This is a genomic window from uncultured Brachyspira sp. (assembly GCF_944388875.1).
In the GTDB taxonomy this organism is placed as follows: domain Bacteria; phylum Spirochaetota; class Brachyspiria; order Brachyspirales; family Brachyspiraceae; genus Brachyspira.
Map to the genome: position 1 here is coordinate 427,728 of NZ_CALXKQ010000001.1, position 24,463 is coordinate 452,190.

A 24,463-nucleotide genomic window follows, 5' to 3' on the forward strand; every position below is an offset into this window, starting at 1 on the left:
ATGCCATTTTTTTGGTTCTTTTTTTGGGCAAGCAAAAAAAGAACATGGAAAAAGTTTGCTTTCTTTTACAAAGAAGTTCTAATAAAAAAGGATAGCCAGCAAACACCAGCTACCCTTTTATAATATCTAAATATTAATTATTTTTTATCTCACTGCCTCAGCACATCTAGTACATAACTCTTTATGCTCGCTGTCTGTTCCTACACTGTCATAATGTCCCCAACAGCGTACGCATTTTTCATGACTAGCTTTCTCTGTCTTAACATAAGAAACACCGCCCTCTATAAATGTATCGTCCTTGCTGTCTGAAATTGTTACTTTACTTACAATGAATACTTCGTTTAAATATTTTTGGTATTTTGTAAGTAAGTCTTTTGAAGATGATTCTTTAGTGCATATTGTTATATAAGCCTCTAAAGATTTACCTATAGTGTTGTTATCTCTGGCTCTTTCAAGCGATAATAATACATCATCACGTACTTTAAGAAGTGAAGCCCATTCTTGTTCTAACTCTAAATCAATCAAACTATCATCAGCTTTAGGATATAATTCCAAATGTACAGAAGAAGCATTTTCCTCTTTATAGTATCCCCAAACCTCATCAGTTGTGAAAGGAAGTACAGGAGCTATAAGTTTTACTAATACATCTAATATTTCAGCAAGTACAGTCTGAGCACTTCTTCTTGAAACAGAATCTTTTCTGTCGCAGTATAATCTGTCTTTTATAATATCAAAGTAAGTAGCAGAAAGTTCAACTACACAGTAATTGATAAGTCTTTGATAGAATAAATGAAACTCATAACCCTCGCAGGCCTTATCAGCAACTTTTATAAAGCTATGAAGTCTTGATAATGCATATCTGTCTACAGGAAGTAAATCTTTAACTTCGATCTTTTCTTTGCTGTAATCAAAATCAGAAATATTTCCAAGCAAATATCTGAAAGTATTTCTTATTTTTCTGTAATTGTCAGCAATAGCTTTCATCATATTATCGCCAACACGTGCATTGTGAGTAAAGTCTTCACTTATACACCAAAGCCTTAATATATCAGCACCATATTTGTCAATAACTTCTAAAGGCGAAACAACATTGCCGGCACTTTTATGCATAGCTCTGCCTTGTTCATCTAAAGTCCAGCCATGAGTTACAAGCTCTTTATATGGAGGAATTCCTCTTATAGCCATAGAAGGCCAAATTGCAGCTTGGAACCAGCCTCTGTATTGATCTCCTCCCTCCAAATATATATCAACAGGGAAAACACCGTCCAAATCTTTATTGGTTTTCTGTGCAGCAAATGATGATACTCCAGAATCAAACCATACGTCCAAAATATCCTCTTCTTTGCCAAAATCAGAAGATCCGCATTCACATTTAGTACCTTCAGGAAGTAAGTCTTTAGGCTCTAATTCAAACCATACGTCCATTCCTTTAGTTTTTACTATTTCAGCAAAATGTTTAGTAGACTCTGCAGTAAGCAAAGTTTTTCCGCAGTTTTTACAGTAGAATGCAGGTATAGGAACACCCCAAGAACGCTGTCTTGATAAACACCAATCTGGACGATTTTCAAGCATCTTTCTCATTCTGTCATGTCCCCAAGTAGGATACCATTTAATATTATCTAAAGATTTAACAGTTCTTTCATCTATATGATCATGCTTCATATCCATAAACCACTGAGAAGTAGCTCTGAATATCAAAGGATTTTTACATCTCCAGCAAATAGGATAACTATGTGTAACTTTTTCTTTATAGAATAATGAACCGTTATTTTCAAGTATTTCAATTACTTTAGGATTAGCATCTCTTACTTTCATGCCCTGCATTTCTGGAAACTCACTAGTATATCTTCCAGCCTTATCTACAGGACAGTATATATCAAGTCCGTAATTAACCCCTGTCTGATAGTCTTCCATACCATGACCAGGGGCAGTATGAACAACACCAGTACCAGCAGTAGCTTCAACATAATCAGCAAATACAACAGCAGATTTTCTATCCTTTATAAATGGGTGAGCTATTTCAAGTTTTTCAATTTCTTCTATAGAAATAGGAATAATATCTCTGCCTTCTGCTTTCATATCTTTTTTACCAAGAACAGTATCAACTAGGCTTTTAGTCATTATTGCATATCTTCCGTCTATTTCAACAGCCACATAATCTAAATCTCTATTGAAAGCACAAGCCATATTTGAAGGAAGTGTCCAAGGAGTAGTAGTCCATATCATAACATCAACGTTTCCATTTAGTTTATCATTGATTTTATTTAATACTGGAAATCTAACATAAACACTTGTAGAAGTATGATTATCATCATATTCTATTTCGGCAGCAGCCAATGCAGTTTCACAGTCCATACACCAGTGAATAGTTCTTAAGCCTTTGTATATATATCCTTTTTCTACTAATTGTGCAAATACTTCAACTATTTCAGATTCATATTCAGGCGACATAGTAAGGTAAGGATTTTCCCAATCCCCCATTACACCAAGTCTTTTAAACTCTTTTCTTTGAATATCAATATATTTCTGAGCATAAGCACGGCATTTTTTTCTCATTATAAATTTAGAAGTTTCTTTATATTTATCTCCCAAACTCTCCTGCACCTTTAATTCTATAGGCATACCATGACAGTCCCATCCAGGAACATAAGGAGAATCAAAACCTTTAGCAGATTTATACCTTACAATAATATCTTTAATAATTTTATTTAATGATGTTCCAATATGAATATCTCCATTCGCATAAGGCGGTCCATCATGTAAAATACATTTAGGAGCACCTTTTCTTAATTCTCTAAGCTGTTGATAAAGTTTTTCTTCGTCCCATTTTTTTATTATTTTGGGCTCTTTTTCCTTTAAACCTGCTTTCATAGGAAAAGCGGTTTTAGGCAAATTGATAGTAGAACTATAATCCATCTTATTTTTGCTCCATTTTAAATTTTCTTTAATATTTTTGATATGCAATTCTATACTATAAGCAGGAATTTTACAAGTTTTTATTTTATATAAAAATATTTAAATAGACACTATTATAACTAAAAAATACATTTAATTTATACTGAAATTTTTTAAGTTTGTCAACTGATGTACTTTATATAGAATTATCAACTTTTTTGCCGCACAAAAAAGTTGCAAAAAACGCATATACTATAGCTTAATATTTTAAGAATATATGTTAAATGTAATATAACACCATTATTTTATGTCAAAATAAAATTATATTTTTGTTTTAATATATCAAATCTTTAACCATTTCAAATATATTTCATTATCTTCATACTTACTAACAATTTTCACATAACCATAAAAAAAAGTTATTTGATATGTTTCTATATTGGTTCTTATTTTTATACCATTTGGGGATGCTATTTCTTTTAACTGCTATTTTGTTAAATTTATATTTTTTGATAAATAACCTTTTTCTCTTTCTATTTCGACAATAGTATCAGAAAAATATACCTCATAAAAAGATATATCTTCATCATAAAAACCTAAACTTAATTCTGCATTATCAATTAGGAATTTCACAAGTTTTTTATTTTGAACTTATAGTTGATAATAATTAATATTTGACATTATAATTTTTATTTTAAAGAAAATATGTTCTATAAAAAATATTTATTATAGCAAATTCTAATTTATTTATTTTATATCATCAAAGCATTTAAAACCATGAGAAGCCTCAGCACTTTTTACAGCATTATTAATAGCACGCCCCATAACAATAGCAGCAATAGTACCCACAGCATCCAAATTAGCATTAATATCACCAACACTCATAGCATAAATACTGTCGCCGTCTAATGTAGTATGAACAGGCTTTATTGTTCTTGCAAATCCATTATGTGCCATAGAAGCAATTTTTCCCATCTGCGATTTTGTAAACTTAGCATTTGTTATAACAGCACCTATTGTAGTATTTGTAACTATATCATTTGCTGTGGAAGTAAATGTTAAATTTTTATTTTGAGTAATTTTTATAAGCTCATCTTCAGAACTCCTTAATCCGTCCTTATTTTCATTAAGAAGCCCTGCCATCATTTTACCATTATCATAATCATATATATCTCCGAAAGCATTAACTGAAACAACAGCCCCTACTTTTACATCGTCAATTTGAACAGCATAAAAACCAAGCCCAGACTTCATAATATAATCAGTGCCTAATATCTTACCTACACAAGCACCAGTACCAGCACCATAATTACCCATCTTAGGATTATTATTTTCTGCATTTATACAAGCCTCATAAGCCATATTAATATCAGGACGAACTTTATAATCTCCTATACGCAAATCAAATATACAAGACTGACAAACCAAAGGAACCTTTGTAACCCCTACATCAAAACCAATATTTCTCTCTTCTAAATACTTCATTACTCCGCCTGAAGCATCAAGCCCAAAAGCACTTCCTCCGCTTAAAAGAACCGCATGTATTATTTCCGCAGAAGCAAAAGGCTTTGTTAATTCGCTCTCTCTTGAAGCAGGTCCCCCGCCTCTTACATCCAAACCAGTAACGGCTCCCCTCTCACATATTATAACTGTACATCCTGTTGCAGCTTCTTTATTTTGAGCATTTCCTATTTTTATATTTTCTATATCTGTTATTTTTATCTCTTTCATAATATTCCTCAATTTATGATGGTATTATTTTTTATATTATATATTAAATTATAATTTTTAGTTGACAAAAAATAAAAAATATTATATACTTACTGCTAATAGAAATATATTTAAATCAATTAATCGAGGTATTTAATAGTGAAATATCTAAACATAATTAAATATTCTTTTTCTTCTATTCAGAAAGCATCTTATCATATAACAACCCTATCAAGGTGATAGAATAATCTATTTTTCACAAATCAATACGTACATATTTTAATGTTCAAAATTTTTAATTCCAAGATCATTGGAATATAAAATTATAATATTAATCTAATAAGGAGAAATTTATGACAGGTTCATGGCTTATGGATTACTTTATTTACGGCTGCGGTGTATTAATGATAGTACCTATTATAGCATGCATTTTCAGAGCCTTAAAAAATAAAGTAAATAAGTAATTAAAACAAAATAAAAGGAGATAACAACAAAATGATAACAAATTGGATAATATTAATAATTTCTTCTATTGCCCTAATATCAATAGGATATTGGTCGCAGTTAAAAATTAAGGAAAATGCTTCTGAAGGTTTTTTGCTAGGGGCTAAATCAATAGGAGCTTTTGTAGGAGCGGGTACTTTAATGGCTACAGGATACAGTGGATGGGGCTTTATAGGTTCTCCCGGTACAACTTATGCTTATGGTGCTATAGAAATATTTGCTAATTTCTTCTTTGCTCCTGCTATAACATTTGGTACACTATTTTTTGCTGGGTTTATGAGAAAGAGAGCTGAAGAAAGCGGCGGCTATACAGTACCTGAATATATTGCTAAAACACATTATGGAAATGAAACACAAAAAAGAATAGTTCATGGATTAGGAGGTATCGCTACTTTTGTATTTTTATCTGTTTATATAATAGGACAAATCAGAGCGGTTGGTTTGGTTGCTTCTCAATGGCTTGGTATTTCCGAACATGCCGCATCTATAGTATTAATGATTGTTATTATTATATTCACGGTTCAAGGAGGGCTTCTTGCTGTGGCTATAACCGATACAATAATGTGTATAGGAATGGTTATAGCTTCTATAATAGTATACTTAACTATAATTAAAGATATACCAATGCTGGAGCTTATACAAAAAGTAGGTGAAGTGAAACCAGAGTTTATTAATCCTGAAACTTCTGTACCTTACGGAAATGGAAAGTACAGTGTATTTTTAGTATTTATATATGCCTTTCTATTCACTACTACTCTTCCATATATGTCAGTGAGATTCTTATCATTTAAAAAAGATGTTAATATACCTTTAATGTCTTTATATATGGCACCTATCGGAATAATATTGAGTTTAGTACCTATAGCAGGACTTTATATGTTTTATAAAAATCCTAACTTATCAAATCCAGACAGTGCCATGCCTGTATTTTTGACAACTTATATTCCTCCTGCAATAGGCGGTATGATAATACTGTTTATATTATTCGCAATGCTTTCTACTATAAGCTCGGTTCTGCAGGCATTAGCATCATCTCTATCGCATGACTTGGTTGTATCATTTACAAATAAACCAGATAAAAGCAGCCCTATAGTTAATAGATTAGGAGTAGTATTTACTGGCGTATGGGGACTTATACTTACATATTTAGCTCCTCAGGGAATGCTTAATCAAATAGCGTATATAGGAACAGGAGGGCTTATAGCAATGTTTGTAGGACCTATAATGATGCGACCTATTGTTAAAGCAAATATTACATCAGCTTTACTTTCTATGATAGTAGGATTAGTAACAAGCACCATATTCATACTAAAACTTAATATAGGATGGGTAGAAGCTCCTATATTCGCAGGCTTGATTGGTTCAGCTGTTTATTTGATTTGCGGATTCATATCAAATGGAATGAAAAGAATGCCTGCAAATGAATAATGATAAAATATTAAATACAATCATTTCAACCTAATTTTATAAAAAAGAGTATGTATACTGAAAAAACAATATACATACTCTTGATTTTTTTTAAATTAAACAAAATTAATTATATATTCTAAAATCCATCTCTGGGAATATATCATCACGCCATTCTATTTTTCTAAGCCATTCTTCATTCAAATCTCTGTTTTTAATAGCATAGTAAAGATCCGTAAATCTTTTAATATAAAGTTTAGTAGTATTAACAGCATAATCAACCATAGTGCCAGTATGCATAATGAAAGCCCAGTCGCTGCTTTGAGCAAGCAATAATTCTCTTGCAGCCTGATTCAATGCTCTTTCATAAAGCCCTGTTTCATTATAATAATCATGTGCTAATTCTATCATGCGTTCAGCAGCCTTATGTAAATGTCTGTATATCCAGCCATTAGTTCCATTAAGCCAAACCTCTCCGTATCCGTTAGCTCCCCAGCTCGACATAGAAGGCATAGATATTTGGTTTACAGGATGTCTTTCCAAATATTCTTTTGGAGTTATAGTTTCTATAGTATTTTGATCATAATGTATCTTTCTCATTAAGAACTCTATAAACATAGGTCCTTCATACCACCAATGCCCAAAAAGTTCAGCATCATAAGGAGATACTACTATAGGAGGTCTGTCCATTACAGAAGCTAAATATTCAATTTGTTTTTCTCTATTAAACATAAAGTTTCCAGCATGCTCTCCTGCCGCATCCATAGCCCACTCTGGATTATAAGGCTCTTTTGCACAGTCTTTTCCTGTAATTCTATAGTATTTTATTCCAGTATTCTTTCTAAGTCCGTTGCTCTGTATAAAGTCTTTAATATACTCAAAAGGCAAATCATATCCAATATCTCTGTAAAACTCTCTGTATCTGAAATCACCAGGGTAACCTACTTCAGCACTCCATACGCTTCTTGAACTTTCAATATCTCTTCCGAAAGCTGCAACTCTGCTCTCTCTTGAACAGTACAAAGGAGCATAAACACCGTATTTAGGCACTTTATCAGCATACATTATTCCGTGCGTATCTACAAAGAAATATTTTATTCCATTATTAGCCAAATGTTTTTCAAGCCCTGGAAAGAAGCCGCATTCTCCAAGCCATATACCTGTGGGCTTTCTTCCTAAATGTCTTTCATGCGTTTTAATAGCCATTTTTAACTGAGCTTCTATTGCCTTAGGATATTCCTGCATAAATGGGAAAAATCCATGAGTGGCACCGCATGTAATAATTTCTAAATTGCCTTTCTCTAAAAAATATCTGAATCCGTTTAATATATTCTTATTATATTTATAAACAAAAATATCTCTTATCTTTCTGAATTTATCTCTGTAAAATTCAGCAGTATGATGAAAACTAGGATCCAATGATGTTCTCTCACATTCCATCTCAGATAATTTAATTAATTTCTCTATATAATTAACATACCTATTTTGAAGAAGCTCATTTGCAAGCATATTCATAAGAGGCGGAGTAACACTCATAGTTATCTTAAAGTTTATTCCGTCATTAACCATTCTGTCATAAGCATCTAATAGAGGTATATAAGTTTCTGTAATAGCTTCGTATAACCATTCCTCTTCCAAAAAGTTCTCATGTTCTGGGTGTCTCACATAAGGGAGGTGAGCATGCAGCACTAAAGCTAAATAGCCTTTTGACATAATTATTCCTTAAATTAAAATGTTATATAAGATAGTATATAAAATATAAATATTAAAATCAAGACTGTAAATATAGTTATTAATAAAAAATGATGTATACAAACTTCTTATAATTTTTAAGAATTTTTGCAGTTTTTACAAGTTCCTGTGAAAACTATATCATGCTTTATTATATCAACACCATATTCATTTGAAACTAACTCATCTAATTTGCTTTGGTACTCCATAGGAATATCTATAAGCTGCCTGCATTTACTGCATTGAAAATGATAATGCTCATTTGTTATATGATCAAAACGTACTGCATCGTCTATTATAGAAAGTTTTTGTATCTCTTTAGTATCTGATAATAGATTTAAATTTCTATAAACAGTTCCCAAACTTATAGATGGAAAATTTGGTTTAATGTAATTATATACTTCCTCAGAAGTAGGATGATTTTTTAATTCTCTAACAGCATTTAATATAACCTGTTTTTGTATTGTATTTCTTGTATTCATAGTATTAATTTCCCTAAATTATAAAATATAAATGATAATTGATCTTATTTAGTAACCTTATTTTAATAATATACTACTAAGTAAATTATTTGTCAAGAAAAAATTGATATATTTATAAAATTTACATAGTATACTATGCTTTTAAATTAATATAGTCTATAGCCAAATCATTAGTAGTTTTAGTAATAAAAAATTCATAGTTACTGGTTTTATAAAAATAAATTTCGGCTAATACATTTCCATTTTCATCATCCAATATTTCTTTTTCTAATGCTATATTATTTGAATTTAAATCATTTAATAAATTATCTAAAAAAATATCTATATTATTTGAAGTATTAAGCGTTATCTGTTCTATAGAATCTTCTCCTGTAAATATAATAAGCTCTGCCTCTTCTTCTCTAACATTAATACTTTTTCTCAAAATAGTATTTTTTAAAAAAGACTTATCCATATCAAACATAGATGATAAACTTTCAAATGATGTTTTAAAAGAAATAGATACTAAAGATTTTATATCATTATTGCTGTATGATAATATGTTGTAATAATTAAAAGAACTGCTTATTCCAGCAACTTCGTATGAAGTAATATTTTTATGAATCAAATTTGCTATAACGATAAATATAATAAAAAAGCATGCAAATACAATAAATTTAATTACTCTCATTTAGCTCTCTTTAAAATACAATGATGCACAAATATCAACAAATGCTTATTTATTATTTATATATTAACTAGGTATATTATGATTCTCTATTAACAATATATCATTAACCTCTTCAATAGAAAACAAAGGCATATCTCCGACATTATAATATGTTGGCTTTAATTTAAATGACAATACGCTTTTATACTGCATATATTTTTCAGACTCAACAACTATATCCAAATTTACTTCTACCTCAGAATTGCTGTCAACCTTCTTAGGCATAAAACAAAACATAAATTTACCAGGTACATTGCCTGATACTATAGCAGGATTTGGGAAATTAACTCCATACCCTTGTAATATTTTATTTTCATAAAAAATATATACTAAAGCATTATCTACTTTCTCAAAATTATTAGAAGATGTTATATTACCCATTATGCTTGGGTATGTTATATAATAGCCGCTCTCATCTATAGAAGGAACTGATTCTAATAAAGTATTCTCTTTTCTTCTGGTAACTATTTCGCAGGCATCTGCTATAATACTTAAAATTTCGGTGTTACTTTGTATAGTATCTCTATTATAGCTATGCAAAACACCTCTTGCACTTGTAACATATTGGGACTGAACTCTATTTAGTGTGTATGCTATAATATCCATACGCATATTTGTGTTAACTGGGATATTCTTTTCCTTTAAATAAGAATCTGCTAATTTTGAAACTTTTTGTTCCATAAGGTTAACTAAATACATAAACACCTTCCTATAAATTTATAATATATTATACAAAATAAACTGTTATTTGTCAAAACAAATTTTTTATTAAGAAAAACAAATTTATATAATATTTTTTATAAAAAAATAATTATTTACAATAGAAATTTATTACTTACTTTGTAATTGTAAATAAAAATAATTCAAAATGTGCCTTGAAAACATTTACAGGAGTTGTAACACTCAAAGTATTCAAGTATGATATCTTTGACATGATATTTATCACCTCATCTAAAGAAAATAATCTTAATGAATTTTTTTTCTTTTTTAGAATAAACTCCGGTATTTTGGTTAATTTACTTATTTCGCTTAAAGTTGTCTGAGGAGTAAATATTTTCATATAATATATAGCCATAAAATTATTCATCATCAATGTAATCGAGCTTGATGCATCCTGATCAAGTCTGTGCATTATACTGAAACACTTTTTCCTATCTCTTTCAAAAACAGCATCCAAAAAATCAAATATATTTCTATTTTTTGATACATAGGTAAAATCCATAATGTCTTCAATATTCAAATAGTCTTTATCATTATAGCTGCATATTTTATCAAGTTCTGAATAAAGTGAATCATAATCAAGATTTATATTATTAATCAAATATTCCACAGCATCAGAGGATATTTTCTTGCCTTGTTTATTAGCATAAGCATTAATCAATCCTCTAAAATCATTTTCATCAGGTAACGGAAAATCTATGAAATATATATTATTAGAATTTTGTTTCTTAGAAAAATATTTATATATAGGGTCTTCTTCTAATGAGCTTTCCGTTTCTAATATAACTATTGCCGTTTTGGATGGATTAGAACAATATTCTAAAAAATCTTCCTGAAAATTATTATATTTATAAATAACAATTAGTCTAAGATTGGAACCAAAAGGAGGAGTATCAGCAACTTCTAATGGAGCAAAACCTACAGCATCATTTTTATCATAAAATACACTGTAATTCATCTCACTATCTCCCTCATCTGGAAACATTGATGAATGAATTGAAGCTATAAAAGCCTTTTTAAAAAGCCTTTCCTTTCCTGTAAGTATAAAAATACCGTATTTAAAAGGCTCTTTTATATACTCATCTTTAACCTTTTGAAAAGCTAATTCTGTTTTTACCGAAATTTTTTTCATATATAATTTTTTCTAATAAATTTGACTATATAATATCATATATACATTAAGATGCAACTGTAATGTCTAACTATTCTTCTTAGCTTTTTTCACTATATCTATAAAAATTCTTATCTCTATTTTGCATTCATCATCTTCTTCAAGCCTAATATTCTTTATTCTAGCATGTATTTTATTCTTTTTATCTTCAAGTTTATATGAAATTAAAGGAGATATTACTTTAGGTATATATCCAAGCCTAGTAAACCCTCTTTCATAAATAGCTACAGCAAATCTGTCATAGGGATTAAATATTTCACGTACTAGTATAACAGGTTCATTGCTGTTTAGAAACTCTATCATTTCTTTTCCGTCATTATATTTGTATCCCGCAACAAAAAAATCTATATAATATCTTTTTGTTTTGTAATTCCTGTTTATAATAATTCTTCTGAAGCTGTTTTTTTCATGATTAGTTATATATGTTATATGTTTTGTATCATCATTCATAAACGAAAAGCATTACCTTTTTAGTATTGAGCATTTAAGAATTTTACTTTAATTCAAATTTTCTGTCAAGCATATAAAAAATATTATATGAACTAATTTTTAAAGTAAAATAGTCGACTTTATATAGAAGTATAATTTTATATTGTTTTTATAAAAAAAAATTATATAATTATATTATAAAAATATAATTTACGGAGATAGAGGTGAAAAAAGAAGTAAAATACATTATTGTATTATTATTTATATTAACATTTTTTTCATGTAAAAAGACAACACTTACAATAACAGGACCAGGAGCAGAACTATTTTTAAGCAAAATGGAAAATAACAAATGGGAAGGGGTTACAGTAAGCGATAACGGAAATAAAATAACAATTAGTGGTGGAAGCGGAGGAGATAAAAACTACACGTTTGAAGATAACATATTAGGCGTAGGCGGAATATATAAAGATGACAGTCCATCAGGTGATAAGGAATATATAGTAACAGTACCAGCTGGAGATACTTTGTATACTGTAGATATGACAGAAGATGGAAAAAATGCTATAAATAATATAGTATCAATAGTAGGAGAAGATAAGGCTCTAGGAATAATGGTTAATATAGCCAGCAACGGATGTATAGACATCAATGGAGATATAGATGTTGATAAACTAGTTGGAAACAGCGGTATTACTCAAGATCAGGTAAGTCAAATAGAAGCAATAGTAAAGGATCTGCCTAAAGGAAGTTTTGGAGATCCTAATGAAATAGGAGCTAAAAAAACTACTACTTAAAATAGGACTTTATATGTTGTTTAGTAAAATTTTTATATTATATGTTTTGATAGTATTAGTTTCATGTACAAAAACTAATTTAACAATAACAGCACCAGGTCCTGAAATAATTTTAAATAAAATATTAGGCGGGAATTGGGGAAATAATGTAAAAGTTGAAAATGGAGGACTAAATTTAACATTAGACGGAAACAGCTACTCATTTGATGAATCTATAGCAGGAGTTGGAGCTGTATATAAGAATAAAAATAATGAATATATAATAACTGTACCGTTTGGAAATGATCTGCATACTGTTGAAATGACAGATGAAGGTAAAAAAGCTATAGATGAAATTACAAATATAGTTGGGATAGATAAAGCTTTGGGGGTTGCTGCTGATGTTATAGCACAATTTGAGAAAGGCGGTAATAATATAAATGATTTGGATGTTGATAAATTATCTCAAAATGTAGGATTAACATCTTCGCAGGCTTCTCAGATAAGGGATATAATTGATAATTTAAGCAGTAATGCTTTTGGTAAGTATACTGGTTATAATAAATAATATTAAGGTGTTTAATGAAAACTAGACTATTACTGATACTTATTATAGTTTTAAGCATATATCAAATATGTTCTGCTAAAGGAATACCAATGTCTACGCAGTCTGATACCAATACGTACAGTTGGATTAAGGGAAGACAGGTAGTAAGTGTAAATTTAGTTCCAGGATATGCTGCTTTGTTTCCATCTCTTATAAATACAGTATTTGAAAATGCTAATACATTTGCAGGTTTGGCAGGAGCAGATTTAAGTTCTATAGAAAAATATATGAATGCAGTTGAGGCTAAAGGAAGTTTTTGGTATGTTCCAAGCATATCATATACTCTTTTGGTTCATCCGCGTGTAGGTATAGAAGTGGGTTTCGGTGTTCAAACTATGACATTTTCTCTTAATATACCGAAAGATAAGGCAGGAGATTTAGTAAACTCAGCAGTTTCAGGCGGGAATTTAGGAAATATAGGAGATGCCATATCAACAGACACAACACTCAAAGCATCTTTTATGTATTTGCCTGCTACAATAGGAATAAAATTTCTTGGAGGAAAAAATAGACAGGTTGTAAATACATTCAGATTTGGTTTAGAAACTCTAATATCCGATATACAGACAGAACATGGTATTACAGGAGTAAAAACCCATCGTCATACTGTTGATACTACAATGTATGTTTCCTATGAATTAGGATGGACTATAGAATTATTCCCTACAAGAGAATGGCCTGTAAAGCCTTATATAGATATATCTTTATTTGAAATAGGATATTATGTACGTTCTGGAATACCTGGTATGTATGAGGATTTAAGAGAAGGTATTGGTTTCTTTGGAAGCGGATTAATTAATATTGATACTATAATACCTGCTTGGAATTCTTTTCCAACATGGGCTAATTATGTGGCATCTATAAAATTTGCATTATTTCCTAGAATAGGTTTCAGTTTGAGGTTTTAAGCGAGGTATGTATGAAAAAAATAAAAAATAAATTAATAATTTTATTTTTATTTATAGTCAGCGGCATATCTTTTGCTGAGGAAATTTCCAACAATATAATAGATAATAATGCAGTAAATAATATAAAACAAGAAAACGGAATAGAATCTCATAGGCATTCGGTAGGCGTCAATTTTGGAAACACAATATTTTATATGTTAGAAGCCCCTACTCTAGTTAATCTTCTTCTTCCTAGCAATGATCCTTATAATCCTAAACTTCAGGGAACTTTTGGGCTGGATTTAACATATACATACAGAGCATCTGAAAAAATAGATGTTAATTTTGATGCTGGCTTATATACTATGAAAACATATTATAATAATGCAAATGCTACATATAATGGAGATGTTTACGGACTTGGTTTTTCTATCGGAGGAAGATTCTATTTTAATAAAAAAGACAGAGCATCAGGTTTTTTTATAATGCCTAAAGTAGGAACTACATTATTTATAACAAAGGGAAATGAATATAAAAATAATGGTTCTATTGTAAACAGGGATACGTATATATGGGATTTTTATGCATCAGGGGAGTTTGGGTTTAGAATTGATATTTCTAGAGGATTAGGTGTTGACAAAGGTGTGCGTCCTTTCCTTGATATATCTATAATGGATGTAGGTTATTCCTATAATTATATATTCAGGTTTGTACTACTTCCTAGATTTGCTATTGGAATATTATTTTGATTTTTACTTTTTAAGGAAAGCATTTTATGATAAGAAAGTTTTTGTTAGGTTGTTTTTTTATAGTTTCTTTAACTAATATGCTTATGGCTTTAGATATAGGAGCTTATTTATCTCCAAAGTTTTTAGTAGAAATAGAAGATTCTGGAATAAGGAAACCTGATAATGATAAAAAAAATATTCAGAATCTATATGTAGGAGGCGGTATTGCTCTTGGATATAACTTTGATATATTTCATAAATACAGTACTGTAAGACTTGAATTTGAATATTTATTTAGGAGTCCTATGCCTGAAAATGCATATATAACCAGCGTACAGACTATGCAATCACATAGCTTTTTATTTGGTGCTTATTATGATTATTATTTTTGGTATGTTGATTATGATGATCCTGATTCTATTAGAAGTAAAATTAATAACGGCAAAAGACCTTTAATGTCAGTTTATGTGGGAATTTTGATTGGCGGGGCTATAAACACATATACTGTATCAGAATCTTATGAATACGGAGGTATTTTTAAAACCAGCACATATTACAATAAAGGGCAATTTCTTTATGGTTTCGGACTAGGATTAGGATTTCATATAACTCCGTTATTAAGTGCGGATATTGGATACAGACTGCTGTTTACAGAAGAAACTCAATCTAACCATGATATTATAGCTTCATTAAGGTTTAATTTTTAGGAGCGGATTTAGATGAAAAGATATTATTTAGCTGTATTTATGTTTATGCTGATTTTCAGCAATTGTCAAAAACTATTTTCATTTATACCAGAAGGTTTGTATGTAACTCCTAAATTCATATTCTCACATGACGGAAATTATGCATATACAAAAGATGATGGAAAGCTTGGATATTTTAATTATTTGGGCGGAGGATTCTCTATAGGATACAGCATACCCACAATAAATAAATCATCTCCTGTAAGATTTGAGTTTGAATATATGGGAAGAAATATAGTTGGAATGACAAATGATCTAAAAATGCATACATTTTTGGGTTCAGTATATTTTGATATTAACTTTTTTGTTATAGATGAAGTATTAACTGATGAAACATACAGACAGACATTATTAACAAAATACCCTCCTTTCACTATTTATTTGGGTATTTCTATGGGAGCTAAATTAAAAGACAGCTTTTTAACTGAATATAATGAAATAGAATACAGAACATCTGTCAGTACATTAGTTTTCGGATTCAGCGGAGGAATGGCTTTTAATGTGCTGCCTTATATGTCTATTGATTTAGGATACAGATATTTGATAGATACGAAAGCAGACGGATACCATGAAGTATTATTAGGGGTAAGATTTAAAGTGCCGAAATTGTAAATATTTTTATTATATTTAATATATATTATTTAATGCAGAGGCTATTTATGAAAAACAATATGAAATATTTATTAATTGCATTTTTTCTATTTATTATTTCATGCAGCAACTATAAAATCATTGATCCTTTTGCTGCTGGCGATAGTATTCTTAATGAAGACAGTTTTATATCAGGACCTGATGCAACTGATTTTGATATAGAATACAACATGAGAGAATATTATAAGCAATATGGAAAATATAAAATAATTATATCAGGAGATATATCTTCAACTAGTACATTAAGTGATGTAAAAAAAATAATAGATAAACAATATTACAAAGATGCTAAAGCTCAAATAGAAGTAGATTTAACTAGAACAACTTTAACAGAAATAAAATCTGATGCTTTTAAAGGATGTACCGCATTAATATCCATATCTTTACCTGAATCCTTAACTGCTGTAAATAATAATAGTTTTGACGGATGCACTGAGCTTGCAAATTTAGAATATTTAGGAACAAAAGCAAATGCTATTAATGTAACATTATCAGGAGTAACTAAATTAGTAAATTTATATCTTCCAAATGTTGCAAAAGATCCAGGAGGTGGAAGTTGGGATACTTTTTTAGGTATTACTTGGACTAAGATAAATTACGGAATTAGTATGTAAAAATAAGAAGGAATATCATAATAATGGCAATATTTTGACTATTATTATAAATTTTATTTGAAAAAAACATATTGATTTTTTTTATTTTATTTATAAATTTATTATATATAATATTTATTATTATCAAGGAAACAATTTTATAAAATGCTTACAAGAATCATTTCATTATCATTATTACTGATATCATTAATATCATGCAGTAATTATAGAGCTACAGATCCTTATGATAATATTACTAATGATGACTTTTATGCTGTGGGACCTGATGCAACCGATTTCGATATAGAATATAGTATGAGAGAATATTATAAGCAGTTTAATAAATATAAAATAATTGTGAAAGGAGATATAAACAAATCAAAAACATTAGAATATATAAAAGAAATTATAAATAAAAAATATTATAAAAATCAAAAAATAGAAATTGATTTAAGCAGAACTTCATTAACTAATATCCCTAAAGAAGCATTTACAAATTCAGAATCATTAAGTGCAATAGTTTTTCCTAATACATTAGAAGAAATATCAATATCAGCATTTCAGGGATGTAAAGCATTAACTTCTGTAACCCTTCCCCCTAGTTTATTGATACTAAGACATCATTCATTTTCAGGATGCAGTGAACTTCAAACAGTAAATTTTAATGATAAATTAACAACCATAGCAAATAAGGCATTTTATAATTGTAAAAAATTAAATAATGTAGTACTGCCTCCGAATATAACATTATTAGATAAATCAACATTTGAAAACTGTATTTCTCTAACCTCAATAAAACTAAATGATAAATTAGAAACAATAAAAGGAAATGTATTTAAAAACTGCAGCAGTCTTGTAAATATATCATTGCCTTCAAGTTTAAAATCTATAGATAACACATCATTCGCATCATGCAGTAAATTAAAAAATGCAGAATATTTAGGAACTTCATTAACTGCAATAACAGGTACTCCTTTTACTTCACTTTCTCTAACAGATTTATATCTCCCAAATGTTGCCTCAGATGCCGCTCAAAATGGAAATTGGAATACTTTTTTAGGCGGCAATTGGGCTGCTGACAAAATCCATTATGGAAAAAATATGCCTAAATAAGCAAAAATGTTAATTTTTACTATAAATCATATAGTTTTTATTAATTCTAAATTTTATTTTAAAAAAAACATATTGATTTTTTTTATTTTAAGTTTATAAATTATATTTATTTATTATTTAAGGAAAATATTATAGAATGTTTATAAAAATAAATTTGTTATTATCATTATTTATATCAATATTATTTATTTCATGCAGTAATTATAAAGCTACAGATCCGCTCTCATCATCTGAATATGTATATGATCTATACTCTATTCCAGAAAATGTTGATCCAAAATATCTAATCAAGGCAGATACAAAAGAAGCAGATATAGAAAATATCATGCAGCAATATTTTGATGAACACGGTTCTTATATAATATTTTTAAGCGACACTAAAGATAATATAAATAAAAATAGTACTATAGTAACAATAAATAAAATTATAAATAAGGATAAATATCTTAAAGGTGCTTTGCTTGATTTAAGCAGAACGGACATGACTGAAATAGCCGACAATGCTTTTGAGGATAATAAAAATTTAGCAAATATTAAATTGCCGAATACAATAACAACTATAGGCGGAAGTGCTTTCAAATCATGTGTAAGTTTAAGAAATATTAATTTTCCATCTTCAATAACTGAAATTGGAGAAAGTGCGTTTCATGGATGTTATATACTTAGTTCTGTAAATTTGCAGAATACAAAAATTACAGAAGTCAAACAGCAAACATTTTATGATTGCTCAAGTTTAAAAACAGTTTTATTACCTAATTCACTAGAAATTATAAACCACTCTTCATTTAATTTTTGCCTTTCATTAACACATATAACTTTACCGCCAAATGTAACAACAATAGGACAAGCTGCTTTTGCTGAATGCAAAGCATTAAAAAGTATACAATTAAATGACAAATTAACAGTTATTTATGATTTAGCATTTGGTAATTGTACTTCATTAGAAAAAATTACTTTGCCAAGCCTTTTAAAAACAATGGAAGGCAATCATACTTTTTCAGGATGCACATCATTAAAAAGCGTAGAATATCTTGGAGATAATAGCACAGGAATTAATCTAACAGGCAATGATTTATTTGGGGCATACTCAACATATCCCGCTTCAACTCCGCAGAATTTATATCTTCCTAATGTGGCGTCTGATCCTCAAGATAGAAGTTGGGATAATTTTTTAACATATAATTGGAAAGCAAATGGTAAGATTAACTATAATACAAAAATGCCTTAATAAAATAGGAGATTTTAAGTGAAAAAAGTATTAATATTATTTATTTTTATTTTAACAATGACTTCATGTAAATATAAAATAACTTCTCCTTATTCAGAATATGACATATCATTAGGCGGTAATGAAAATAAAACTCTTTCTGTAATAGATGCCAATGCTACGGAGGATGATATAAAAAATGCTTTGTCTAATAATAAAGAATTAACAGGTAAAAATATTATAATAGTTGCAGGATATATTTCATCATCTAAAATATTTGATACTATGAAAACCGCTCTGCAAAATGAAAAAAATATAGAATTGGATCTATCAAATGCCTCTTTTGATAATTCTTATAATTTCACATTAGAAAATGCTGCATTTCTGCAAACGGTACTTTTTGCTCCTACTCAAAAGTTAGCTGCTAATTTCTTTAGCGGATGTACTTCTTTAGAGAGCATTCAATTAACTTCATCTTTGACGGCTATTGAAAGTACAAGCTTCAATAATTGCAGTTCTTTAAAAAATGTAGAATATTTAGGTGCTTCTGCAGACATATTATCTGGTGTTAAACCATTTTCAGGTACTGTTAAACCTACGGATTTATATCTTCCAAATATATCTTCGCAAAGCGAGGATTGGAAAGATTTTTTAGGTGTTTCTTGGGCTAATATACATTACGGTGTTTCTATGCCCAAATAATACTTGATTATATACCTTTTGTATACTATAATTGATATATATAATTTTTAAAAATTAATAGAGGTGTGTATAATGGAACAAGAAGTAAAAGCAAGAATAGATTCATGGCTTAATGGTCCTTATGATGAAGAAACAAAGAAAGAAATTAAAGCATTATTAGATGCAGGAAATGAAAAAGAATTGACAGATGCATTCTACAGAGATTTAGAGTTTGGTACAGGCGGACTTAGAGGCATAATGGGAGTTGGTACTAACAGAATGAATAAATACACTGTTGGTGTTGCTACTCAGGGGCTTGCCAATTATATATTAAAGCAAGGCGGAAGTAATTATAAAGTTGCTATAGGATACGATTCAAGAAACAATTCTGATGTATTTTCAAAGGCTGCTGCTGAAATACTTTCTTCAAATGGAATTAATGTTTATTTATACGATGATATTCACCCTATTTCACTTCTTTCTTATGCTGTTAGAAGTTTAGGATGTATTGCTGGAATAGTTGTTACTGCTAGTCATAACCCTAAAGAATATAATGGATATAAAGTTTATTGGTCTGACGGAGCTCAGGTTATACCGCCTCATGATAAAAACATAATAGATGAAGTACTAAAAGTTAAACCTGAAGAAGTAAAAATGGGAGATTCTTCTAAAATCACAATTATAGGAAAAGATATAGAAGATAAATACATGAATGATTTAATGGGATATTTAGTTAATCCAGACATAATAAAAAAACATCATGATATAAAAATAGTTTATACTCCTATACATGGTTCTGGATACAAAATGGTTCCTATGGCATTAAGAAAAGCAGGATTCACCAATTTAACAACTTTAGAAGGAGCTCAGCCTCCTGACGGAAATTTCCCTACTGTAGAATCTCCTAACCCAGAAAATCCTGAAGCATTGCAAATAGCAGTTAATAAAGCTAAAGAGATAGGTGCCGAACTTGTTATGGGTACTGATCCAGACTGCGACAGAATGGGATGTGCTTTGCTTACAAAAGACGGAAGTTACATGTATCTTACAGGTAATCAGATAGGCTCTATTATGGCATACTATCTCATCACAAACAAAAAAAATATTAAAAATCCATACATAGTAAAAACAATAGTAACTACTGAACTTGCTAGGGCTATTGCTGATGCTAATAATGTTAAACTTTATGATGTACTTACTGGTTTTAAATGGATTGCTGATGTTATAGAGAGAGATAAAGAAGGAACATATTTATTCGGATTTGAAGAAAGTTTCGGATATTGTATCAATTCAAATGTACGAGATAAAGACGGTGTTAGTTCTTGTTTGATGCTTGCTGAAGTGCTTGCTTACTGCAAAGATAATAATATGACATTAGCTGATTATTTAGAAAGCATTTACGAGAAATACGGATACTTCTATGAGGAAACCATATCAATAACAAAAAAAGGTGCTGACGGAGCTAAGGCTATATCTGATTTGATGACTTATTACAGAAATAATTTACCTAAAGAAATTTCAGGCGTTCAGGTAGAAACTATAAGCGACTATGAGAAAAAAGAAGTTTATGATAATACAGGCAAAAAAATAAAAGACATCACTCTTCCAAAATCTAATGTTCTTCAGTACATACTTTCTGATAAAACAAAAATTACTATAAGACCTTCTGGTACTGAGCCGAAAATTAAATTCTATTTTGAAGTTTGTGTAAAAGAAAGCAAAGATAAAAGACTTAGTATAGCCAAAGAAAAAGTAGCTAATTTTAAAAAGTTTATTAAAGAATAATATATTTACTGTATTAAATATAAAAAGCCTCATTATAATTTAATGGGGCTTTTATTTTTCAACCTTATCTTAATACCACTATTTTATTATTAATTTATTAAAAACAACAAATATAAAACCATACATATATTTTGAATTTACTCAAAGCATACAGAGTAAAATTAAAATCTAGTTTGGCGTAAAATTCATCTAATTTTTTATATATACCAGTAATAAATTATTATGAAACAAGTGTAATAATCTTTTTTAAATCTAGCTTATTTTCATATATAGCCTTGCCAACTATAGCACCATTAATATTCATATCTCTTAATTTAATAATTTCTTCTTCAAAAGTAACGCCGCCTGAAGCTATTATACTGCATGAAACTTTTTCTCTTAATTCTTTATATATTTCTAAATTAGTACCTGATAATTTTCCGTCTTTTGAAATATCTGTATATATTATCGTATCAATACCCATTTCATCAAGTTTAATACAAAATTCAACCGAGTCTTGTTTATTAATCTCTTTCCACCCCTTAACTGCTATCATCCTATCTCTTGAATCAATTGATACTGCTATATGATTTCCGTATTTATTAATCATACTTTCTGTAAAATTAATATTTTCAACTGCAGCAGTACCTAGTATAGTTCTCCTTACACCTATATCTAAATATCTTTTTATAGTGTCTTCATTTCTTATACCGCCGCCTACTTCTACAAATAGATCGCATCTTTTTATTATTTTTTCTATAGTCTTAAAATTAATAGTTTCCCCATCGCTTGCACCGTCCAAATCCACAACATGCAAATACTCACTTCCGCTTTCTATAAAAAAATCAAGAACTTCTAAAGGGTCTTTAAAATAAGTTTTTTTATTATTATAATCTCCTTCTACAAGTCTTACAACTTCTCCATTTTTTAAATCTATTGCTGGAAGTATATACATTTTTAACACCTCATATATTATTAATGTATTATTATAGCATATAATTTATAAATGTAAAAATTAGCAAACTGCATTTTTTTATTTTAAACTCCGATATTTATAATATGAAATAATTTAAAATTTATGGATTTACTATGATTAAAGATTTATATATAGAAAATTTTAGAGGTTTTGATAAATTAAAAATAGATAATATAAAAAAAATAAATTTTCTAGTTGGTAAAAATAACTGCGGAAAAACAAGCATACTTGAAACTTTAATGCTTATCTTATCAGAATCTCGTATCAACATAATTGAAAATATAAAAGCTATAAACAGATTAGCAAAAAATGAAGTAGAGATAAAAACACTATTTCATAATTTTGATTATAATAACAATATAAATTTTAATTATAATAAATATGATAATACAAGTTATAATATAAATATAATACCAATATTTAAAGATGAAAAAATAACTAATGATGATTATATTGAATTAAATTACAATATAATTATTTATAATAAAGATACTAATATCACCATAGAAGAAAAAAAAATAACTATACCTAATATTAGCAAAACTATATTTATGATGAATAGAAAAACTGAAAATAAAGAAGCTTATATAACTAATATAATGGAATACAATTTATTAAGCAATTATTTAATAGAAATATTAAAAAATAAAAATGAAGAACAATTAGTAAAAATGATTTCTTTTTTTAATAAAAATATAAAAGCAATTAATATGATAAAAAATGACATATATATTAATATTGATGGTATAAATGAATTAGTATTATTAAATTTAATGGGCGACGGATTAAAAAAATATTTATCTATAGTTCTTCCAATAGTTGCAAATAAATATAATACTATTTTAGTTGATGAAATAGAAAATGGCCTTCATCATAAAACCATTAAGCATTTACTAAGAAGCATATTAAATCTAAGTAAAAACAATGATATTCAAATGTTCTTTACAACTCATAGTTATGAAGTATTAAAATTTTTATCTGAAATTGTTAATGATGAGTTTAGTGAGATAAAAGACACTGTAAATGTTATAAATATAGTGAATACGGAAAATAAAGGATTTCAGTCATATAATTATGATATAGACAGTGTTAAAGAATTACTTGAAAATGATTCTGATATAAGGTACTAATTATGAATCAAAAATATTTAATATTAGTTGAAGGCATAGCTGATAAGAAATTTTTAGAAGATTATATAAAACATAATTATAATAATTTTAATGAAAATATTAAAATAGAAATAAATAATGGTAACAGTTTTAATGAAAAGAAAATAATAAATATAAAAAAATATATTGATGATAATCATAAATTAATTCTAATATTTGATGCTGATAATGATATACAAAATTCAATTGCTAATATAAAATATAATCTAACTAATTATAATTTAAATGATGAAGATATATTTTTATTTCCAAACAATAAAGATAATGGTAATTTAGAAAATATACTAATAAATATTGCTGTAAGAAAAGAAATAATGGATTGTTTTGATAATTATATAAAATGCATAGAATCATTAGAAAATACTAATAGTCCTATAAATAAATCTAAAGTATATGCATATTTAGAATCTATAAAAGGATATGATAAAAAGAAAATTAAAGAAGAAAATAGAGATTATAATAATAATAAAATTTGGAATATAGATAGTGATTATTTAATTCCATTGAAAAACTTTCTTGATAAATATTTTATTAACAACAATTAATTTTTATATTTTTCATATACTTACCGCACGCTGAACAAGATTAAAAATATTAATCGATTATAAATTCTAATTTTAATTAGATATAAAATTTAGCTAACCGTACGTTGAATAAAACTATAAATCTAATAAAAATTTGGGTGGGTACTTTAATTTCTTATTAAGTTATAAATATAACAAAAAACCAGAACTCAAAATTAAACTATAAAGAGTAAAGGGCTGATATATAATTAAAGTTAAATAAAAAAGGTAAAGATTTTTCAAT

Annotated in this window: 24 protein-coding genes; 14 read left to right on the forward strand and 10 right to left on the reverse strand. The window is 28.3% G+C overall.

The window, feature by feature from the left end; genetic code table 11:
* Nucleotides 1-144 precede the first annotated feature (144 nt).
* The 3 genes from ileS to Q0J69_RS01980 form a co-directional block, all read right to left on the reverse strand.
* The gene (gene ileS / locus Q0J69_RS01970) at nucleotides 145-2,916 is read right to left on the reverse strand and encodes an isoleucine--tRNA ligase (RefSeq protein ID WP_297203823.1); all 2,772 of its coding nucleotides are present in this window, start codon (nucleotides 2,914-2,916) and stop codon (nucleotides 145-147) included.
* A gap of 465 nt (nucleotides 2,917-3,381) precedes the next feature.
* Nucleotides 3,382-3,528, reverse strand: coding sequence for a hypothetical protein (locus Q0J69_RS01975; protein WP_297203824.1), 147 nt, complete (start codon nucleotides 3,526-3,528; stop codon nucleotides 3,382-3,384).
* A 114-nt stretch (nucleotides 3,529-3,642) separates the two neighbouring features.
* A complete protein-coding gene (locus Q0J69_RS01980) occupies nucleotides 3,643-4,626 on the reverse strand; it encodes a P1 family peptidase (RefSeq protein ID WP_297203825.1) in 984 nt (327 codons plus the stop codon).
* Nucleotides 4,627-5,100: 474 nt separating this feature from the next.
* On the opposite strand from Q0J69_RS01980, the gene Q0J69_RS01985 reads away from it, so the two are divergent.
* Nucleotides 5,101-6,537, forward strand: coding sequence for a sodium:solute symporter family protein (locus Q0J69_RS01985; protein WP_297203826.1), 1,437 nt, complete (start codon nucleotides 5,101-5,103; stop codon nucleotides 6,535-6,537).
* A 105-nt stretch (nucleotides 6,538-6,642) separates the two neighbouring features.
* On the opposite strand, the gene Q0J69_RS01990 is transcribed toward Q0J69_RS01985, so the two are convergent.
* The 6 genes from Q0J69_RS01990 to Q0J69_RS02015 form a co-directional block, all read right to left on the reverse strand.
* The gene (locus Q0J69_RS01990; protein WP_297203827.1) at nucleotides 6,643-8,229 is read right to left on the reverse strand and encodes a 1,4-alpha-glucan branching protein domain-containing protein; all 1,587 of its coding nucleotides are present in this window, start codon (nucleotides 8,227-8,229) and stop codon (nucleotides 6,643-6,645) included.
* A 116-nt stretch (nucleotides 8,230-8,345) separates the two neighbouring features.
* Complete coding sequence (locus Q0J69_RS01995; protein ID WP_297203828.1) at nucleotides 8,346-8,729, reverse strand: transcriptional repressor; 384 nt, start codon at nucleotides 8,727-8,729, stop codon at nucleotides 8,346-8,348.
* A 133-nt stretch (nucleotides 8,730-8,862) separates the two neighbouring features.
* A complete protein-coding gene (locus Q0J69_RS02000; RefSeq protein ID WP_297203829.1) occupies nucleotides 8,863-9,399 on the reverse strand; it encodes a hypothetical protein in 537 nt (178 codons plus the stop codon).
* Nucleotides 9,400-9,462: 63 nt separating this feature from the next.
* Nucleotides 9,463-10,137, reverse strand: coding sequence for a late competence development ComFB family protein (locus Q0J69_RS02005; RefSeq protein ID WP_297203830.1), 675 nt, complete (start codon nucleotides 10,135-10,137; stop codon nucleotides 9,463-9,465).
* Between the two features lie 136 nt (nucleotides 10,138-10,273).
* Entirely contained in the window at nucleotides 10,274-11,290 is a 1,017-nt protein-coding gene (holA, locus tag Q0J69_RS02010; protein ID WP_297203831.1) for a DNA polymerase III subunit delta, read from the reverse strand.
* A gap of 66 nt (nucleotides 11,291-11,356) precedes the next feature.
* Nucleotides 11,357-11,779, reverse strand: coding sequence for an HIRAN domain-containing protein (locus tag Q0J69_RS02015; protein ID WP_297203832.1), 423 nt, complete (start codon nucleotides 11,777-11,779; stop codon nucleotides 11,357-11,359).
* Nucleotides 11,780-11,982: 203 nt separating this feature from the next.
* Here Q0J69_RS02015 and Q0J69_RS02020 point away from each other — a divergent pair, with 203 nt between their 5' ends.
* The 11 genes from Q0J69_RS02020 to Q0J69_RS02070 all read left to right on the forward strand — a co-directional run bounded on the left by Q0J69_RS02020 (nucleotide 11,983) and on the right by Q0J69_RS02070 (nucleotide 21,532).
* A complete protein-coding gene (locus Q0J69_RS02020) occupies nucleotides 11,983-12,555 on the forward strand; it encodes a hypothetical protein (RefSeq protein WP_297203833.1) in 573 nt (190 codons plus the stop codon).
* Nucleotides 12,556-12,568: 13 nt separating this feature from the next.
* Complete coding sequence (locus Q0J69_RS02025) at nucleotides 12,569-13,102, forward strand: hypothetical protein (protein ID WP_297203834.1); 534 nt, start codon at nucleotides 12,569-12,571, stop codon at nucleotides 13,100-13,102.
* Nucleotides 13,103-13,116: 14 nt separating this feature from the next.
* Nucleotides 13,117-14,049, forward strand: a complete 933-nt coding sequence (locus Q0J69_RS02030) for a hypothetical protein (protein ID WP_297203835.1) — start codon at nucleotides 13,117-13,119, stop codon at nucleotides 14,047-14,049.
* A gap of 11 nt (nucleotides 14,050-14,060) precedes the next feature.
* A complete protein-coding gene (locus tag Q0J69_RS02035) occupies nucleotides 14,061-14,777 on the forward strand; it encodes a hypothetical protein (protein WP_297203836.1) in 717 nt (238 codons plus the stop codon).
* A 26-nt stretch (nucleotides 14,778-14,803) separates the two neighbouring features.
* A complete protein-coding gene (locus tag Q0J69_RS02040; RefSeq protein ID WP_297203837.1) occupies nucleotides 14,804-15,463 on the forward strand; it encodes a tia invasion determinant in 660 nt (219 codons plus the stop codon).
* A gap of 12 nt (nucleotides 15,464-15,475) precedes the next feature.
* Nucleotides 15,476-16,114, forward strand: a complete 639-nt coding sequence (locus Q0J69_RS02045; RefSeq protein WP_297203838.1) for an invasin — start codon at nucleotides 15,476-15,478, stop codon at nucleotides 16,112-16,114.
* Nucleotides 16,115-16,161: 47 nt separating this feature from the next.
* On the forward strand, nucleotides 16,162-16,767 hold the full coding sequence (locus Q0J69_RS02050; protein ID WP_297203839.1) for a leucine-rich repeat protein: 606 nt from the start codon (nucleotides 16,162-16,164) through the stop codon (nucleotides 16,765-16,767).
* Between the two features lie 144 nt (nucleotides 16,768-16,911).
* Nucleotides 16,912-17,859, forward strand: a complete 948-nt coding sequence (locus tag Q0J69_RS02055) for a leucine-rich repeat domain-containing protein (protein WP_297203840.1) — start codon at nucleotides 16,912-16,914, stop codon at nucleotides 17,857-17,859.
* 136 nt (nucleotides 17,860-17,995) lie between these two features.
* Entirely contained in the window at nucleotides 17,996-19,087 is a 1,092-nt protein-coding gene (locus tag Q0J69_RS02060) for a leucine-rich repeat domain-containing protein (RefSeq protein ID WP_297203841.1), read from the forward strand.
* Nucleotides 19,088-19,105: 18 nt separating this feature from the next.
* Nucleotides 19,106-19,768, forward strand: coding sequence for a leucine-rich repeat protein (locus Q0J69_RS02065; protein WP_297203842.1), 663 nt, complete (start codon nucleotides 19,106-19,108; stop codon nucleotides 19,766-19,768).
* A 72-nt stretch (nucleotides 19,769-19,840) separates the two neighbouring features.
* A complete protein-coding gene (locus Q0J69_RS02070) occupies nucleotides 19,841-21,532 on the forward strand; it encodes a phospho-sugar mutase (RefSeq protein WP_297203843.1) in 1,692 nt (563 codons plus the stop codon).
* A 220-nt stretch (nucleotides 21,533-21,752) separates the two neighbouring features.
* Here Q0J69_RS02070 and hisA read toward each other — a convergent pair whose 3' ends face one another.
* A complete protein-coding gene (gene hisA / locus Q0J69_RS02075; RefSeq protein ID WP_297203844.1) occupies nucleotides 21,753-22,466 on the reverse strand; it encodes a 1-(5-phosphoribosyl)-5-[(5-phosphoribosylamino)methylideneamino]imidazole-4-carboxamide isomerase in 714 nt (237 codons plus the stop codon).
* A gap of 134 nt (nucleotides 22,467-22,600) precedes the next feature.
* Here hisA and Q0J69_RS02080 point away from each other — a divergent pair, with 134 nt between their 5' ends.
* Together Q0J69_RS02080 and Q0J69_RS02085 are read left to right on the forward strand one after the other, a co-directional pair.
* The gene (locus tag Q0J69_RS02080) at nucleotides 22,601-23,617 is read left to right on the forward strand and encodes an AAA family ATPase (RefSeq protein ID WP_297203845.1); all 1,017 of its coding nucleotides are present in this window, start codon (nucleotides 22,601-22,603) and stop codon (nucleotides 23,615-23,617) included.
* A gap of 2 nt (nucleotides 23,618-23,619) precedes the next feature.
* Complete coding sequence (locus Q0J69_RS02085; RefSeq protein WP_297203846.1) at nucleotides 23,620-24,201, forward strand: DUF3226 domain-containing protein; 582 nt, start codon at nucleotides 23,620-23,622, stop codon at nucleotides 24,199-24,201.
* The last annotated feature ends 262 nt before the right edge of the window (nucleotides 24,202-24,463 follow it).